Here is a 15,351-nt window from a genome sequence, read left to right on the forward strand (position 1 = left end):
AATGAAAATTATTCTTTTAATAATAATTAAAGCCTATTGGCTTATAATCCCAAAATCAAAACGGAAAAAGTGCATATTTAGAAAATCCTGTTCTAACTATGTTTTTAAAGAAACTTCAGAAAACGGTTTATGGAGAGGACTAAAAGCTTTTAGGTTTCGATACGAAAACTGCAGGCATGGATTTGAGATTTTTAAAAACCCAATCGATAATAAATTTCAAATGATATTACCCAATCATCAAATTATTGATGAAAAAGATATTGCGAAAAGATTAATAAAAATAAATTTAAATGAATAAAATATCCGTTAATAAATTATCAGAATATTTAGGGTCAGATGCATTAAGGCGCAGAAGAATAATCGAAGATCAAAAAGAGCCTGTTGAATTTATGATTACTAGGTATAAAGCGGCAAAAGAGGCAATGATAAATTATATTAAATCAGGTTATGATGTTGATATAATTGATAACGCAATTGACAAATTAAGAAGAAAAACATGCTCTACAGATTTTGAGAAAAATGATAGAAAAACTTCGATAGAAGCCTTAGAATCTTTTTTAGAGATAAAATTTCCAGAACATCTCTTAGATTTTAAGATATCAAAACCAAAGAAAAAAATTAACCTAGTAGAAAGTAAACTTCAAATAAATGTAAACCCTGAACTAATTATAGATGGAGTTTATAGAAAGAAAAAGGTTATTGGTGGTATAAAAATCCACATATCTAAGCATAATAAGTTAACTGAAGAAATGCAAAAAAATGTTTCTACTCTAATTCATAAAGCTATTGAAGAAAAAGTTGTGATAAATTCTAAAAAAGAGGTTTCTCATCTTGATTTTTGTTTAAGTATAGATGTATTTAATCGTTCCATCTATTACGCTCCAAAATCTTTTAAAAGAAGAAGGAAAATTATAAATTATGCATGTGATGAAATTACCCTTATATGGGATAGTATTTAACCTAATCTTAAAAAATTAATATGAAAGCAAAAAAGGATGATGTATATCATTCTTTTTTGCTTTACAGATATCTGTAAGGATTTGTCTTCTAGTGGGTTTAGATTTGACGTATTAATAATTTAAACATATAATAATGGGACAACCAAAATTCGAAATTGAAAATAGCACTAACGACAAATTCTATTTTAACCTAAAAGCAGGAAATGGAGAAGTTATTTTGACGAGTCAAATGTATGCCTCAAAGCAAAGTTGTAAATCAGGTATTACTTCGGTAAAAGTGCATGCACCAGAAGATAGTAATTATGAAAGAAAGGTTGCTACAAATGGCAAATGCTTTTTTGTTCTAAAAGCCACAAATGGAGAAACTATAGGTAAAAGCGAAATGTATAATTCTACACAAGCCAGAGATCATGGCATTGCATCAGTAAAGACAAATGCGCCTATTGCAGAAACTTATGATTTAACCATTGCTTAAAAATCTCAAATGAGCACTAAAACTTTCCATAATACAGTACGGATTACATCTATTATTTGTGCAATACTACTTTTTATGGCAGTACTAAAAGCACCAAGAGAATATTACTGGCTACTACGCACAGTCGTTTCTATTGGTGCTGTTTTAGTCATTATTAAAAATATAACTACCTATTGGGTATTGTTATTTCTGATTGTTGCCATCTTATTCAATCCTATTTTCCCCATTTACCTCTATAAAAAAGTTTTATGGATGCCTCTGGATATAATAACTGGTCTACTATTTCTTATAGAAATTATTATAAATAAACCCAAAATAGAAAAGGTCATAATTCAAAAAAAAGAGGAGAAAAAATACCAACGTGATCGAATCCTTTAAATTAACTTATTATGGAAAAAACAAAAATATCAGCAGTTCTAAAAAGTCATTTTTTAAGATTATATCAAATTGCACTTTCTGACGGTGAATTTAGCACTTTAGAAATTAAAATGTTATACGAATTTGCAGAAGAACGTGGGGTTTCTAAAGAGTATTTGGATGAGATCTTATTACATCCGCTAGACACCAATAATCTTATTCCTGAAGATATTAATGAGAAACTCATATTCTTATGTGATTTTGCTATTATGATATGGGCAGACGGCGTTGTAACTGAAGACGAACAAATGGCTTTAGAAAAATATATAAAACTTTTTGGATTTATAGATGAAAACATAAAACCATTAGCAAACCATCTCATAGATGCAGTTAAGGCCAATAAAAACAAGCAAGACATTTTAATTGAACTAAAAAACTAATTATGGGATTCAAAAACTTAATACAATTAAAGCCTAAAGAACCCTTATCAAAAACAAACGATGAGGAGGTTTCACAAGAAGTAAGAAAACGAACATATCACGAAACAGGATTTCGTCATAGTTCCAGAAACATGGGGAATTCCCAAACACTTGGTATTTGTTTGGATGCTGTATATGCTAAATTCGAGAATGAGGAAAAAGAATTGAATCATAAGCAAGAAGAATTAAAACGACCTTATTTTCAAGAACAACGTGCTAAAGAGTCAGAAATTAAAGGATTTCAAGTAGCCATTGATAATGCAAATGAAAATATTAAACAAAAAGAAGATAAGAATCAAGACATAAAAGACAGTATAAAAGAATTAAGGTTTGAGATGACAGACCTGCCCTTAAACCCTGAAGTATATGGAGTTCCTGCAAAAAAAGGTGCCTCTGCTAAATTTTGGATTGGCCTCATTGTCTTAATCCCCATAACCGTCTATCTATTTATGTTTTACGCTTCTGTTGTTTATTCTGCCATGGAAAAACAATTTACTTATGACGATCTGCGGTGGTATGTACCCAATGCCATTTTATTAGCCGCAGAAGATGGATTTCAAGCCTTAGCAACTGTTATATTTGCTCCATTTATTTTTATAGGGCTAGGATACCTCATCCATATGTTTTATCAGAAGAAAAAACTAATATCCTATTTTAAACTTGCTGGTGTCGTTTTAGCAACCTTAGCTTTTGATGTTTTACTTGCCTTTTTTGTGGAGAAAAAACTATGGGAACTAAACGTGGTCGATGAAAATGCCTCATTTGGGTTCTCTGAAGCTATGCAGAGTCAAGAGTTCTGGTTAATTATCTTTTTAGGGTTTATAGCCTACCTTATTTGGGGCTTTATTTTCGATTTTGTAATGGAAGAGAATAAAGAAAAAGACAAAGTAAAAAATGCGATTCGTAAACGTTATGAACAAATTGAAATTCATCAAGAACAAATACACGACAATACAGTCAAAATAGATGAATTAAAGTCTCTGATTAGAACTATAAAAGAAAAAATTTCGGCCGCAAATGGTAGAATTCAGGAGTTACAAAGTATTATAGACGGTACTATTATTCCAACTGCAGAATACAAGTTATATGCCTCTGAATATTTACAGGGCTGGTTAACTTTTATAGGAGAACAATTACCAATTGCAAAGTCAGAAAAGGACAACTTGATTACAGCTTGTATCGATGTAAATAAACTTCATCTTGATGCTGTAGGCGTTCGAAAAGACTATCAAAACACCGTATTCACAAAAACCTTGTAAAATGAAAAAAGTAGTCTTTACTAGTTGCTTATTGTTTTTCTTTATGTCATGTGCCCATGATAAAAAAGAAAAGTCTAAAGACCATATCTCTGATAAATACCAAAAAACACAAACTAAAAATGATTGCTCTGATTTTTTGATGAAGCGAAAGCAAGAAAACCTAAATATTAGTATTCTCTTAGATCTTTCCGATAGAATTGACTTACCAAACCAACAAGTTAAAGATTCAGCTTATATTCTATCTTTAGCAAAAGCATTCAACATTCATATTAAAAGCAAAAAACTAGGGTTGCTTTATGATAAAATGGAGGTTTTTTTTGAACCAACCCCTACAGACCGTAAAATAAATCAAATATCAGATCAGTTAAAAATTTCATATGTCAAAGGAGTTTCTAAAAAAGAATGGATACCTAAAACGATTCATCTTTATGAAAACAATCCATCTTTAATTTATAACCTAGCAAGATCATCATCTAAAAAAAGAGGTTACCCTGGTTCGGACACTTGGCGTTTTTTTAAAGACCATGTAAAGGATTATTGTATAGAAAGTTGTCGCAGAAACATATTGGTTATCCTTACCGATGGTTATATGTACCACAAAAAATCCTTAAGAAATGATAAAAACCAGACATCCTACTTAACTCCTCGACACCTGTCAAAACTGGGACTAAATACACCCAATTGGAAAGAAATCATGGAAAAACGTAATATGGGTTTTATCCCTGCTAATAACGGTTTAAATGATTTAGAAGTACTCGTTATTGGTATTGAAAATCAAAATTCAAAACATCCCTATGCTCAAGATATTATTGAAGCCTATTGGTATAATTGGCTTAAATCTATGGGAGTAAAAAAACCAAAAATTAAAAATTCAGACTTACCGTCTAATATAGAAAAGATCATTTTCAATTTTATTCTAAACAAATAACTATGTCATTTAGATTCAATAAAAGAGTAAAACTAGGCAAAAACTTTGGTATAAACATTAGTAAATCTAGTATTACTCCAAGTTACAGAACAAAACGAGGAAGTATAAGCACAAAAGGTTATTCCATTCGTACAGGAATCCCTGGTATATCTTATCGTAAAAATTTCTCTAAAGCTAAAAACGCAGGATGCATATTTGCTTTGATTCCTTGGATACTTCTTGTCCTAATATTTTCTTGTTCTTCCAGCGAAAATGTTAACAGTCCTAGCCCTTGTAGAGATACCAATTGTGCAGATTATACCTCTCAAGCTTCTGCTCAAGCAGCTTATGAAGCAGATCCAGAATGCCGAAACGATTTAGACAGGGATAACGATGGTATTGCCTGTGAAGAACCTGGAAATAGTGTGAAAAATTGCGCTACGACATCTAACTGTGGTTGCTCGGGAAAAAACAAATCTCCATGTGAGGCAGATCCTTGTTGTAAATGGATTGTTGGAACAGGGTGTAAGTGCGAATGAGAAATTAAACTCTATGGAAAAGTAAAAAAGTTATCAAATAGAAAATTTTAAAAAAACAGGTAAATGATCCGATAATTTTCTCGCTTTTTCTAAGTTTTCGCAAAACTTCACAAAATCGATAACCTTACTTTCTATTTTATCAATTTCTTTGGATGAAAAGATATTATCAATAGAATGATTTAAATATTTATTTTGTTTACAAACTTTTTTCAAGGTTGTTTTTTGATTATTAACAGCAGGAGTAAATCCTATATTCTTAAAATCGTCAAATACGGGTTTCGTTTCATTTACGTTGAAATCTCCAGCTATAATTAATGGTCTTCCAATAAAATCACTTATAAAAGTAGTTAAAGCTTTAATTTCACTTTCTGGATTCTTATTAAAAGGCCTAGAATGAAAATTAACAATGGAGAATTTCTTTTTATTTATATAAAAATCTAAAAGGAAGGGTTCCCTGTCTATTACTGCATCCAATTCGGTAATTAACCGGCCTCTGTTTTTTATTTTAATATGCTTGTTTTTCCAAATAAAGGCGTAGCGCTCTGTAACATATTTCGAGCTGTTTGTTGGGTTACTTATTGCATAATCCCATGTATACCCTTTTCGGTTTAAAATATCAGTAAGTTTAGCAACAGCTTGAGCTCCACCATATCCAGCAACAACTTCTTGTATCGCTATGATATCAACATACCTAACAATTTCTGCAATCTCATCTAATTCCTCACTACTTTTAGTTTTTCCAAAATCTTGTATATTCCATGATATCAAAGTAATACTTTCTGACTGAGAAAATATATTTAAAGAAAAAAACAAAAAAGGTATTACGAGTAGTTTTTTAAGCATCGGTTTGGTTTTAGGCTCTAAAATAGATAAAAATAAAGCTCCTTTTATTACAGAAATTCGTAAAACGAAAAAGTATTGTATTATTTCTCCTCATATAATAAGAGCTCTTGCTAGTGAACAAGGGGTGTATTTAGGTCAAATAAAGACCGAGGATAAATCGAATGAGATAAAGGCAATCCCAAAATTACTAAATAGTATTTCTATAGATAATTGCACTATAACGATAGATGCTATGGGCTACCAAACAGAAATCATAGAAACCATACGAAATAATCAAACAAATTAAATACCACTTTGTTTTACCTATGTTGTACCTGTGAAATACAAAAGGCTTCAACATTTTTGTTGAAGCCTTTTTTGGTACTCAAGGTGGGAATCGAACCCACACTCTCGAAAGAACTGGATTTTGAATCCAGCGCGTCTACCAATTCCGCCACTTGAGCATTAATAAACTAAAAGACAATTCAAAATTACAAATTATCTCTAATTATACGGAGCTTTTCTTTTCCAATTCCTGATTTCCAATATTTCTCCCTTTTTCTAGCTTCAAATCTAGTATCAATTGTTTCAGAATATACTAGCTTAAAAGGACGATATGCTCTAGTTGTTTTCTCACGACCTTGATTATGTCTTTGTAATCTATCAGGAATATTAATTGTCATTCCTACATAAATATAATTCCTTGACAAGCTTGAAATAGCATAAACATAATACATCTTTCAAAATTTAAGCGCGCCTGCCTGTCGGCAGACAGGTCTACCAATTCCGCCACTTGAGCATTTCGAATAGCAAAAATATATATTTTTTCGGGATTAATCATAAAAATACCAGTCAATATATTCTTTAGGTTAAAATAAATGTATAAATTTGCACCTCGTTTAAAATAAGGTGCAGTTTAGTGCTGCAAAACAACTAGTTATCTATGCCAATTATAAATACCGAAGCTAAAATTTTTGCGTGCACACAAAGTAAGATTCTTGGCGAAAAAATAGCGAAGTCGTTTGGGGCAGATTTGGGTAAAGTAATAACATCTACCTATAGTGATGGAGAGTTTCAGCCATCCTATGAAGAGTCTATTCGTGGAACTAGAATTTTTATTATTGGTTCCACTAACCCAGGTCCTGAAAATTTGATGGAAATGTTATTAATGATAGACGCAGCAAAGCGTGCTTCAGCAAGACATATTACTGCGGTATTACCATATTTTGGATGGGCAAGACAAGATAGAAAAGATAAACCTCGTGTACCAATTGCAGCAAAATTAGTTGCTAAAATGTTAGAAGCGGCTGGAGCTACTCGTATTATTACGATGGATTTACATGCAGATCAAATACAAGGGTTTTTTGAAAAACCAGTAGATCATTTATTTGCATCTACTATTTTTCTACCATATTTGAAAAGTTTGAATTTAAACAATTTAACAATTGCTTCTCCAGATATGGGTGGTTCTAAAAGAGCTTATGCTTATTCTAAAGCATTAAAGAGCGATGTCGTTATTTGTTACAAGCAACGTGCTAAGGCGAATATAATTTCGCATATGGAATTGATTGGAGATGTTACTGGAAAAAATGTCGTATTGGTAGATGATATGGTTGATACAGCTGGTACATTAACAAAAGCAGCAGATTTAATGATGGAACGTGGTGCATTAAGTGTTAGAGCTATTTGTACACACCCGATTTTATCAGGAAAAGCTTATAAGAATTTAGAAAGCTCAAAATTAGAAGAACTAATAGTAACAGACTCTATCCCTATATCACAAAAGAGTGATAAAATAAAAGTTTTAAGTTGTGCAGATTTATTTGCAGAGGTTATGGATAAAGTTCACAACAACCAATCTATCAGTTCACAATTTGTCATGTAATCACTCCCAAAAAGAGGAGTGTTAGATAAGAATAATTATTAATTAATATATAAATAGAAAATGAAATCAATTACAATCAACGGATCTCAAAGAGAAAGCGTAGGCAAAAAAGCGACAAAAGCCTTACGTAATGCTGGTCAGGTTCCTTGCGTATTATACGGAGGAGATAAGCCAGTTCATTTCGCAGCAGCAGAATTAGCATTCTCTAAACTTGTATACACACCAAATGCGCATACAGTTGTGATTAAATTAGATAATGGAGAAACTTTAGGTGCAGTACTTCAGGATATTCAATTTCACCCAGTTACAGATAAAATTTTACACATAGATTTTTATCAGTTATTTGAAGACAAAGAAATTGCTTTAAATATTCCAGTTCAACTTGTAGGAAACTCAAGAGGTGTTAAAAACGGTGGTGTTTTAAGAAGAAACAACAGAAAATTACGTATTAAAGCACTTCCAGCAAACTTGCCAGATTTTATTGAGATAGACATTACTCCTTTAAAAATTGGAGATAAAGTAACAGTAGCAGATTTATTAACTGAAAAGTATACTTTCTTGCATACAGATAATACAGTAGTATGTCAAGTTAGAACTTCTAGAGTAGCGGTTGAAGAAGAAGACGATGATGAAGAAGCAGTAGAAGGAGCAGAAGCACCAGCAGCAGAAGGGGCAGAAGCGCCAGCAGCTCAAGAATAAACATATTCTTAACTAAATATTAAAAGCATCCTGAATAATTCAGGATGCTTTTTTATTTTTACAGAAAGATAAGATGTATGTATCGGTTTTTATTCAAACTATTTAAGAGAAAAAAAGTAATAATAGAACAAGATGTAATGAAAAAATATTTAATAGTTGGTTTAGGAAATATAGGAGAGAAATACGCAAATACACGCCATAATATAGGATTTAAAATATTAGACTATTTTGCAAATAAAGAAGCATTAACGTTCGAAACTCAAAAACTAGGGGCTATTACTACGTATAAATTAAAAGGGAGAACCTTTATTTTTTTAAAGCCAAATACTTATATGAATTTAAGTGGGAAAGCCATATTGTATTGGTTAACAAAAGAAAAAATTCCTTTGGAAAACTTATTAATTATTACAGATGATTTAAACCTGCCTTTTGGAAGCCTTCGATTGAAAGCTAAAGGGAGTGATGGCGGACATAATGGATTAAAGGATACTCAAGAAAAATTAAATACAACTAAATACAATCGTTTTAGATTTGGAATTAGTGATGCTTTTAGCAAAGGTAGGCAGGTTGATTATGTTTTAGGGGAATGGAGCCAAGAAGAGTCAGACAAGCTTGGAGAGCGTTTAGATAAATCGATTGAACTTATAAAATCTTTTGTTTTAGCAGGAATGAATATTACGATGAATACTTTTAATGGGAAGTAAAACGGACTTGAAAGATTAATCAAAAGTATATTATGAACTAAGTGAAGCCAATCATCTTAAACTAAAATTAAACAGATTGACACCCCTGACTGCCGTTTAGGAAAGCACCTTGAAATAAACTTAACAATATAATAGACAGTCCTTACTTAGTCTATAACTACCTTTTTTGTTGATTTTCGAATACCATCGGATACCCTTAAAATATAGATGCCAGATGGCACATTATTTAATTCTATACTTTCGTTGAAATCACCAGTACCTTCAAATATGTTTTTATAAATAGATTGACCTCTTGTATTAAAAATTTCGGTAGTAATATCTCTAGATAAAGAACCGTTTAGTTTAACATTAAATTTTCCATTGTTTTGGTTAGGATATACTATTAAGTTGCTAAAACCAGACTCTTCAATAGCATTGGTAGGTAATATTGTAAGCGTGTAATCTTCTACTTCTCCATCAAAACCATTTTGAGAAGACATGGGCTCTTGTTCTCCCCTGTTTCCTATATATCTGGTAGAGATTCTCATAATAGTATTTCCTAAAACAGCGTCTATAGGAACACTAATAGAAAGAGGTGAATTATTAGTTGCTCCATTTGTAACGTTGGTAGCATTACCTAACTCATATGCTTCACCAATATCGTCAAAACTGGAATTTTGATTCCAATCAATCCATACTTTTGTTGCTGTAGTGAAATTACCATTAGTAGTAACATTTGCAGTTAAATCATAAGTGTTATCTCTATTAATTTCTGTAGAGATAGATGAGTAATCGGAATAATCAGAAGGTTTTTCAGAAGCTTGATTAATAGTATTAAATTGAACAAGCGTTATGGAGGTATTATATACGAAATCTGATGATAATATGTTGAGTGTATAATCTTCAACTTCACCATCAAAGCCATTTTCACAAGACGTTGGGAATGTACCGAATTTGGTTGAAACCCTCATAATAGTATTACCAAAAACAGCATCAATAGGGACAGTGATTAAGAGTGGCGAAAGCGATGTTATTCCATTAGTAACATTAGTAGCATTACCTAAATTATATTCTTCTCCAACATCATCAAAACTACAATTTTGATTCCAATCTATCCAAACTTTAGTAAAAGTAGTATAATTATCATCAGTATTAACATTTACAACTAAATCATAAGGGACGTTTCTATTTATATCTGTAATGATTGAGGTGTAATCTGAGTAACCAGAAGGTTTTGCAGAGGTGTTGTTAATAGCATTAAACTGCACTAGAGTGGTGCTAGTTTGATATTTTGTGTCTCCAGCAGATGAACAGATGCTATTGAAAAAAGGTAACGTTACATTCTTGTTTTTTGTAATGGATGTTGAAGTTCCTGTAATTATTAAAGAATAGTTATCTTGGGCAACACCATCTAAATTATTAATGGTCATGGTAACACTACCAGAAGTATTTAAACTTGTTGGAGAGAAATCAATTGTAGAGCTTCCTGGATTTCCAGAAGCACTAAAAACGGTGTTTTCTGAAAAACCATTTGCTGCAACATAGTTAAAATGAAATACAGCAGTAGTTTCTTGACAATTAATCGGATCTAAAGTCTCTTCAACTATAAAAAAATCGGGGTCGGAAGAAATCGAAAAATTGAAATCAGAAACATCATAAAAAATATTATCTGCGGCTTCAACTAATATTCTGGCGTTAGCTGTATCGGATATTGCAGGAACTGTATAAATAAAAGAACCATTGTTGAGCGTGTTTGATGCAATTGTGATTGGAAACGTTAATCCACCATCAGTAGATAATAGAATATTTACATTTTGACAATTTATAGTGCCATTAGTTGTTTGCCCTACTTCCCATTCAATAGTTTGATTAGAACCTTGTACCCAAGAAGTAGGATTGGTTACAGTAAAAGGTGTTACATCTTCTACGGTGATTTGCATAGTGTCATAACTACTTTGTCCGCCTGTTGAAGAAGCTATAGACCTATCTCTAACAGTTAATGCCCAATTTAAAGTTCTGGCTACAGTTGAAACTGTTTCCCAATCACTTCCTAAAGTAGGGTTGGTTTGGGTTGTATTTCCTGCTAAAACACTACTAAATTTAGGTATATACCTGTCTGGATCGTTGGAAGGAGGTAAGGATCTGTTCATGGGAGCAGAAGTTAAAGTGGGGCCAAAATTAAGATAGCTGGAAACGCCACTATCGATTTGTTCCCAACAATAGGTTAAATTATCTGCTCCGTCCAAATCTGTAGCAGAACCTTTTAAAACATAAGCGGTTCCTTTAGGAATATTATAATTATTTCCAGCATCTGCACTTGGTGGATTGTTGGAAATAGCTTCGGTTGTTTGGCAGCTTTTAGTACTTAGATTGTCTAGTACTTGCTTAATACTATGGTAGTGAAAGTAATCGTCACTATGTAACTCTACATTATTTGCGCCTTCAATACCAGCATATGCCATAATTGTTGTACCGCTTCCAGGTTCTGAGTTAACACCAGTACCTTCAGTATCGAAAGCCCAGGTGTGATTTGCTCCCATTTGATGTCCAATTTCATGAACGACAAAATCTATATCAAAAGTATCTCCTTCAGGTATATTATTGCTAGGAGATGTATAGGCGCTTCCTTTACCATGAGATGATCCGCCAGAAGGGTTTTCACAAACACACCCAATACAGCCTGCATTTCCGCCGCCGCCGCTAGCTCCGAATAAATGACCTATATCGTAAGCATTATTACCAATAACACTGGTTAACGTATTTTGAAGTTGTAAACTCCATCCATTGGTATTGTTGAAATTACCCTCATCGGTACCAGCATTGGCATTAGAATATGGATCTGTAGCTGCATCATTATAAATTAATAAATCATTATTGGCAATAAGCTCAAAAGTAATAGCCATATCAGTTTCAAAAATCTCATTAACTCTGGTTAAAGATGCATTAATTGCTTCTAAAGCATCAGAAATAGGATCTCCGCTATCATGATAAGCTGTATATTCCGAAGTCGTTGAAATCGCTATTCTAAATTTTTGAAGTGTTTGATTGTTAGCCCCGCCTTCATTAATTTTACTTTTAGAATTATCACTGTCTTTATTGAATGTTTCATTTAATTTATCAATCGTTTTACATTCAAATTTACTTGTAAGACTGTTTTTGTCTTCTCTATTATATACTATATATTGGTTAGAGTTTTTAGAGAGGGGTTGCATGAAAACTGTGGGCTTATCAATATACGAAATCATGGTTTGCACACCTTTAGGTGAAACACTCATTCGTAATCGGGTGCCTGAATTATCTCGACTTACCCCAATATAGGATTTAATATTTGGGTATTTAGCTGCAAGTTCTGGAGCAAAAACAGGAGCTTCATAGATGGTAAATGATTCTAATTCTCCTTGGTGACCTGGAATACTAATAATGGTATTGCTTTTTTTATTTTGACCTCTTAATGTTGCAGAAACAGTAGTGTTTTTAAATAAAGAGAGGTCAAGTTCGAAAACGTTGACTTTACTTTTATCTAAATGAAGTTTAGATAATTTGTCAGAGTTTTTAATGATTTCAACCTTTTTCCAAGAAGAATTTTGCGCAACACTCGAAAATGCAAACAAAAATATTGCTATTGATAAAACATAATGTAGTTTTGTTTTCATAAAAAATTTAGGGCATTTTCATTAAACGTAATATAACAAATCTAACTTTTTTAAATTAATTTAACAATTTTTACTCGTTAAATGGGCAAGGTAAAGAACATTGATATATATAGATCTGAGGAACCTACAGTGGTTACAATTGGAACTTTTGATGGGGTGCATATAGGTCATAAAAAAATAATAAAACATTTAGTTGATATTGGTAAAAGGGAGCATTTAAAATCTGTAATTCTTACTTTTTTTCCTCATCCACGTATGGTACTTCAAAAAGATTCGGGTATAAAATTGATAAATACTATTGATGAACGTCGCCATATTTTAGATTCTTTAGAATTAGACCTGTTAATAATTAAAAAGTTTACAAAAGAATTTTCAAGACTTAGATCTGAAGATTTTGTTAAGGAAATTCTTGTTGATAAGCTAAACGCAAAAAAGGTAATTATTGGCTACGATCATAGATTTGGAAGAAACAGAAAAGCAAATATCGACGATTTAAAAAAGTTTGGAGAGGTTTATGGATTTGAAGTTGAAGAAATTTCGGCACAAGACATAAATGATGTAGCTGTTAGCTCCACAAAGATTAGACATGCTTTGGTTGATGGAGATATAACTAAAGCAAATTCCTTTTTAGGTTATAATTTTATGTTATCAGGAATGGTTACAAAAGGGAAAGGTTTAGGGAGACAATTAAATTTTCCAACAGCTAACATTCAAATAGAAGAAGATTATAAATTAATACCCAAGCAAGGAGCCTATATTGTTAAATCATTAATAGATAAAATAGCTGTTTTTGGTATGATGAATATTGGTATGAACCCAACAGTTAATGGTAAAAAGGAGACTATTGAAGTTCATTTTTTTAATTTTGATACCGATATTTATGATAAAACCATTCAAATAGAATTGTTAAATCGTATTCGGGATGAAGAAAAATTTGAATCTGTCGAGGCTTTAAAAATACAATTAAAAAAAGATAAACAAATGGCACTTACCTATATCGCAACTCATTATGCTAAATAGATGGCTGTTTAAAAATATTGATAATTCGGCATGAATTGTTTTTCGAATTATTTTCGGATTCCTTTTTTATTTATTCTATTATAATTTTTTTAGTCGATTGTCGCAAACCATCACTAACATTTAAAATGTACATACCAGATTGTACCTCTTTTAAACTTATTGTTTCTTTAAAGTCACCACCGTCATCATAAATATTGCTATCAATAACGCGACCTCTTAAATCAATTAGTTCAACTTTAATTTTACTTGATAAAGCAGTGTTTAATTTAATAGTAAACTCCCCTTTATTTGGATTAGGATAAACTACAAAATTTTCAAAACCAAATTCTTCAACTGAAAGTATTGGCATAATGTTAAGTGAATAATCTTCAACTTCACCATCAAAACTATTTTCGCAAGAGCTTGGTAAACCATCATCTTTATATTTAGTGGATACACGCATTACAGTAGTTCCTAAAACAGCATTATTTGGTATGGTGATGGCAAGTGGGGAATTTCCTGTTTCTCCATCAGCCACATTAAAGGCGTCACCTAAATCATAGTCTTCACCAGTATCAAAACTGCAATTTTGGTTCCAATCTATCCAAACCATAGTGTTAGTAGTATAAGCACCATCATCAGGATCAGTATTTGCTCTTACTGTTAAATCATAAGAACTATCTCTGTTTACATTAGTTGGAGAAGAACTATAGTTTGAATAACCTGAAGGTTTTGCCGAAGCTTGATTAATGGTATTAAATTGAACTAAGGTTGTACTGGTTTCAAATTCTGTATTAGCTACAGAAGTACATATATCATTAAAGAAAGAGAAATCAAAAATTTTATTTTTAGTTTTAGGAGGTGATGTTACTGTTCCTGTTACGGTAATATTATAGTTGTCTTGAGCAACTCCTTCTAAATTACTAATAGTCATGGTAACAGGCCCAGATGTGCTTAGGTTTGTTGGTGAAAAAGCAACGGTTCCACTACCAGGAATCCCTGAAGCACTAAATATTGTATTGTCAGAAAACCCATTAGCTACTACATAATCAAAATTATATATAGCAGTAGTTTCTCCACAATTGATTGGAGTTAAAATCTCATTTACTATAAAGAAATCTGGATCAGCCGATATAGAAAAATTAAAGTCTGAAACATCATAAAAAATATTATCTACTGCCTCAATTAATATTCTGGCATCTGTTGTATCTGCCATTGCAGGGACGGTATAAGAAAAAGAGCCATCGTTAGGGGTGTTTGAAGGGTATCTCTAAAGTTGGTGGGACAAAAGTAATTAATTAAAATTTAATTAGATTTTACTAATAAAAAAAGGTGTCCAAAATTGAACACCTTTACGATTGAATTTTTACAAAAAATTAATCCTTGTTTAAAAATCCTCCTTTAGAACCAAAAGGAATAGCCTCAGCCTGTTCTTTAGTTTCAAATAATTGATATAGTCCATTATATAAACAAGGGATAGGCTTAGTTGTATCACAATCATCAGAAATTGTTACTTGTTCTGTACCTGTTGGTGTTACAACCCACCCCATAGTATCAGGAATAGAAGTAAAAGAAACTAAAACAAGAGTTAATGCTAATGCGGACAATGTTTTAAAAAAAATAGATTTCATAATA

18 protein-coding genes and 1 tRNA gene are annotated in these 15,351 nt (G+C 31.8%); 13 read left to right on the plus strand and 6 right to left on the minus strand.

Translation table 11 applies throughout. The features are described 5' to 3' along the window. Position 1: 1 nt before the first annotated feature. The 8 genes from yidD to Q4Q40_RS16055 all read left to right on the plus strand — a co-directional run bounded on the left by yidD (position 2) and on the right by Q4Q40_RS16055 (position 4,975). Positions 2 to 298: a membrane protein insertion efficiency factor YidD gene (yidD, locus tag Q4Q40_RS16020; protein WP_303302918.1), complete on the plus strand. Its 297-nt coding sequence runs from the start codon at positions 2 to 4 to the stop codon at positions 296 to 298. After that, entirely contained in the window at positions 291 to 959 is a 669-nt protein-coding gene (locus Q4Q40_RS16025) for a hypothetical protein (RefSeq protein ID WP_303302919.1), read from the plus strand. Before yidD ends, Q4Q40_RS16025 begins: the two co-directional genes overlap by 8 nt. Positions 960 to 1,092: 133 nt before the next feature. Next, on the plus strand, positions 1,093 to 1,434 hold the full coding sequence (locus Q4Q40_RS16030; protein ID WP_303302920.1) for a YegP family protein: 342 nt from the start codon (positions 1,093 to 1,095) through the stop codon (positions 1,432 to 1,434). A gap of 9 nt (positions 1,435 to 1,443) precedes the next feature. Further along, complete coding sequence (locus Q4Q40_RS16035; RefSeq protein ID WP_303302921.1) at positions 1,444 to 1,812, plus strand: DUF6804 family protein; 369 nt, start codon at positions 1,444 to 1,446, stop codon at positions 1,810 to 1,812. A gap of 11 nt (positions 1,813 to 1,823) precedes the next feature. Then, positions 1,824 to 2,231, plus strand: coding sequence for a hypothetical protein (locus tag Q4Q40_RS16040; protein ID WP_303302922.1), 408 nt, complete (start codon positions 1,824 to 1,826; stop codon positions 2,229 to 2,231). Positions 2,232 to 2,233: 2 nt separating this feature from the next. After that, positions 2,234 to 3,529, plus strand: a complete 1,296-nt coding sequence (locus Q4Q40_RS16045) for a coiled-coil domain-containing protein (protein WP_303302923.1) — start codon at positions 2,234 to 2,236, stop codon at positions 3,527 to 3,529. 1 nt (position 3,530) lies between these two features. Next, positions 3,531 to 4,457, plus strand: coding sequence for a hypothetical protein (locus Q4Q40_RS16050; protein WP_303302924.1), 927 nt, complete (start codon positions 3,531 to 3,533; stop codon positions 4,455 to 4,457). 2 nt (positions 4,458 to 4,459) lie between these two features. Continuing rightward, positions 4,460 to 4,975, plus strand: a complete 516-nt coding sequence (locus Q4Q40_RS16055; RefSeq protein ID WP_303302925.1) for a DUF4236 domain-containing protein — start codon at positions 4,460 to 4,462, stop codon at positions 4,973 to 4,975. A 33-nt stretch (positions 4,976 to 5,008) separates the two neighbouring features. On the opposite strand, the gene Q4Q40_RS16060 is transcribed toward Q4Q40_RS16055, so the two are convergent. Then, positions 5,009 to 5,818: an endonuclease/exonuclease/phosphatase family protein gene (locus Q4Q40_RS16060; RefSeq protein WP_303302926.1), complete on the minus strand. Its 810-nt coding sequence runs from the start codon at positions 5,816 to 5,818 to the stop codon at positions 5,009 to 5,011. A gap of 4 nt (positions 5,819 to 5,822) precedes the next feature. Here Q4Q40_RS16060 and Q4Q40_RS16065 point away from each other — a divergent pair, with 4 nt between their 5' ends. Then, positions 5,823 to 6,104, plus strand: a complete 282-nt coding sequence (locus Q4Q40_RS16065) for a hypothetical protein (protein ID WP_303302928.1) — start codon at positions 5,823 to 5,825, stop codon at positions 6,102 to 6,104. Positions 6,105 to 6,176: 72 nt separating this feature from the next. On the opposite strand, the gene Q4Q40_RS16070 is transcribed toward Q4Q40_RS16065, so the two are convergent. After that, a tRNA-Leu gene (locus tag Q4Q40_RS16070) sits at positions 6,177 to 6,261 on the minus strand. 27 nt (positions 6,262 to 6,288) lie between these two features. Next, positions 6,289 to 6,480 carry a GIY-YIG nuclease family protein gene (locus Q4Q40_RS16075; protein WP_303302929.1) on the minus strand — a complete coding sequence of 64 codons (192 nt, stop codon included), beginning with the start codon at positions 6,478 to 6,480 and terminating at the stop codon, positions 6,289 to 6,291. A 260-nt stretch (positions 6,481 to 6,740) separates the two neighbouring features. On the opposite strand from Q4Q40_RS16075, the gene Q4Q40_RS16080 reads away from it, so the two are divergent. The 3 genes from Q4Q40_RS16080 (at position 6,741) to pth (ending at position 9,085) form a co-directional block, all read left to right on the plus strand. Then, complete coding sequence (locus Q4Q40_RS16080; RefSeq protein WP_303302930.1) at positions 6,741 to 7,682, plus strand: ribose-phosphate pyrophosphokinase; 942 nt, start codon at positions 6,741 to 6,743, stop codon at positions 7,680 to 7,682. 60 nt (positions 7,683 to 7,742) lie between these two features. Further along, the gene (locus tag Q4Q40_RS16085) at positions 7,743 to 8,381 is read left to right on the plus strand and encodes a 50S ribosomal protein L25/general stress protein Ctc (protein WP_303302931.1); all 639 of its coding nucleotides are present in this window, start codon (positions 7,743 to 7,745) and stop codon (positions 8,379 to 8,381) included. Positions 8,382 to 8,458: 77 nt separating this feature from the next. After that, entirely contained in the window at positions 8,459 to 9,085 is a 627-nt protein-coding gene (gene pth, locus Q4Q40_RS16090) for an aminoacyl-tRNA hydrolase (protein ID WP_303302932.1), read from the plus strand. A 146-nt stretch (positions 9,086 to 9,231) separates the two neighbouring features. On the opposite strand, the gene Q4Q40_RS16095 is transcribed toward pth, so the two are convergent. After that, positions 9,232 to 12,717, minus strand: a complete 3,486-nt coding sequence (locus Q4Q40_RS16095) for a zinc-dependent metalloprotease (protein WP_303302933.1) — start codon at positions 12,715 to 12,717, stop codon at positions 9,232 to 9,234. Between the two features lie 81 nt (positions 12,718 to 12,798). On the opposite strand from Q4Q40_RS16095, the gene Q4Q40_RS16100 reads away from it, so the two are divergent. Continuing rightward, positions 12,799 to 13,737 carry a bifunctional riboflavin kinase/FAD synthetase gene (locus tag Q4Q40_RS16100; protein WP_303302934.1) on the plus strand — a complete coding sequence of 313 codons (939 nt, stop codon included), beginning with the start codon at positions 12,799 to 12,801 and terminating at the stop codon, positions 13,735 to 13,737. Positions 13,738 to 13,807: 70 nt separating this feature from the next. Here the strand turns inward: Q4Q40_RS16100 and Q4Q40_RS16105 are convergent, their stop codons facing one another. Further along, entirely contained in the window at positions 13,808 to 14,932 is a 1,125-nt protein-coding gene (locus Q4Q40_RS16105; RefSeq protein WP_303302935.1) for a GEVED domain-containing protein, read from the minus strand. Between the two features lie 160 nt (positions 14,933 to 15,092). Next, the gene (locus Q4Q40_RS16110) at positions 15,093 to 15,347 is read right to left on the minus strand and encodes a hypothetical protein (protein ID WP_303302937.1); all 255 of its coding nucleotides are present in this window, start codon (positions 15,345 to 15,347) and stop codon (positions 15,093 to 15,095) included. Positions 15,348 to 15,351 lie beyond the last annotated feature (4 nt).

It is taken from the genome of Flavivirga jejuensis (assembly GCF_030540765.1).
GTDB classification, from domain to species: Bacteria; Bacteroidota; Bacteroidia; order Flavobacteriales; family Flavobacteriaceae; genus Flavivirga; species Flavivirga jejuensis.

What these genes read in the sequence shown, in the direction of transcription:
- pth (WP_303302932.1), top strand. Translation starts at nt 8,459, where the DNA reads ATGTATCGGTTTTTATTCAAACTATTTAAGAGAAAAAAAGTAATAATA.
- yidD (WP_303302918.1), top strand. Translation starts at nt 2, where the DNA reads ATGAAAATTATTCTTTTAATAATAATTAAAGCCTATTGGCTTATAATC.
- Q4Q40_RS16110 (WP_303302937.1), bottom strand. Translation starts at nt 15,347, where the DNA reads ATGAAATCTATTTTTTTTAAAACATTGTCCGCATTAGCATTAACTCTT.
- Q4Q40_RS16100 (WP_303302934.1), top strand. Translation starts at nt 12,799, where the DNA reads ATGGGCAAGGTAAAGAACATTGATATATATAGATCTGAGGAACCTACA.
- Q4Q40_RS16105 (WP_303302935.1), bottom strand. Translation starts at nt 14,932, where the DNA reads ATGGCAGATACAACAGATGCCAGAATATTAATTGAGGCAGTAGATAAT.
- Q4Q40_RS16075 (WP_303302929.1), bottom strand. Translation starts at nt 6,480, where the DNA reads ATGACAATTAATATTCCTGATAGATTACAAAGACATAATCAAGGTCGT.
- Q4Q40_RS16040 (WP_303302922.1), top strand. Translation starts at nt 1,824, where the DNA reads ATGGAAAAAACAAAAATATCAGCAGTTCTAAAAAGTCATTTTTTAAGA.
- Q4Q40_RS16060 (WP_303302926.1), bottom strand. Translation starts at nt 5,818, where the DNA reads ATGCTTAAAAAACTACTCGTAATACCTTTTTTGTTTTTTTCTTTAAAT.
- Q4Q40_RS16080 (WP_303302930.1), top strand. Translation starts at nt 6,741, where the DNA reads ATGCCAATTATAAATACCGAAGCTAAAATTTTTGCGTGCACACAAAGT.
- Q4Q40_RS16085 (WP_303302931.1), top strand. Translation starts at nt 7,743, where the DNA reads ATGAAATCAATTACAATCAACGGATCTCAAAGAGAAAGCGTAGGCAAA.
- Q4Q40_RS16030 (WP_303302920.1), top strand. Translation starts at nt 1,093, where the DNA reads ATGGGACAACCAAAATTCGAAATTGAAAATAGCACTAACGACAAATTC.
- Q4Q40_RS16050 (WP_303302924.1), top strand. Translation starts at nt 3,531, where the DNA reads ATGAAAAAAGTAGTCTTTACTAGTTGCTTATTGTTTTTCTTTATGTCA.
- Q4Q40_RS16055 (WP_303302925.1), top strand. Translation starts at nt 4,460, where the DNA reads ATGTCATTTAGATTCAATAAAAGAGTAAAACTAGGCAAAAACTTTGGT.
- Q4Q40_RS16095 (WP_303302933.1), bottom strand. Translation starts at nt 12,717, where the DNA reads ATGAAAACAAAACTACATTATGTTTTATCAATAGCAATATTTTTGTTT.
- Q4Q40_RS16025 (WP_303302919.1), top strand. Translation starts at nt 291, where the DNA reads ATGAATAAAATATCCGTTAATAAATTATCAGAATATTTAGGGTCAGAT.
- Q4Q40_RS16045 (WP_303302923.1), top strand. Translation starts at nt 2,234, where the DNA reads ATGGGATTCAAAAACTTAATACAATTAAAGCCTAAAGAACCCTTATCA.
- Q4Q40_RS16035 (WP_303302921.1), top strand. Translation starts at nt 1,444, where the DNA reads ATGAGCACTAAAACTTTCCATAATACAGTACGGATTACATCTATTATT.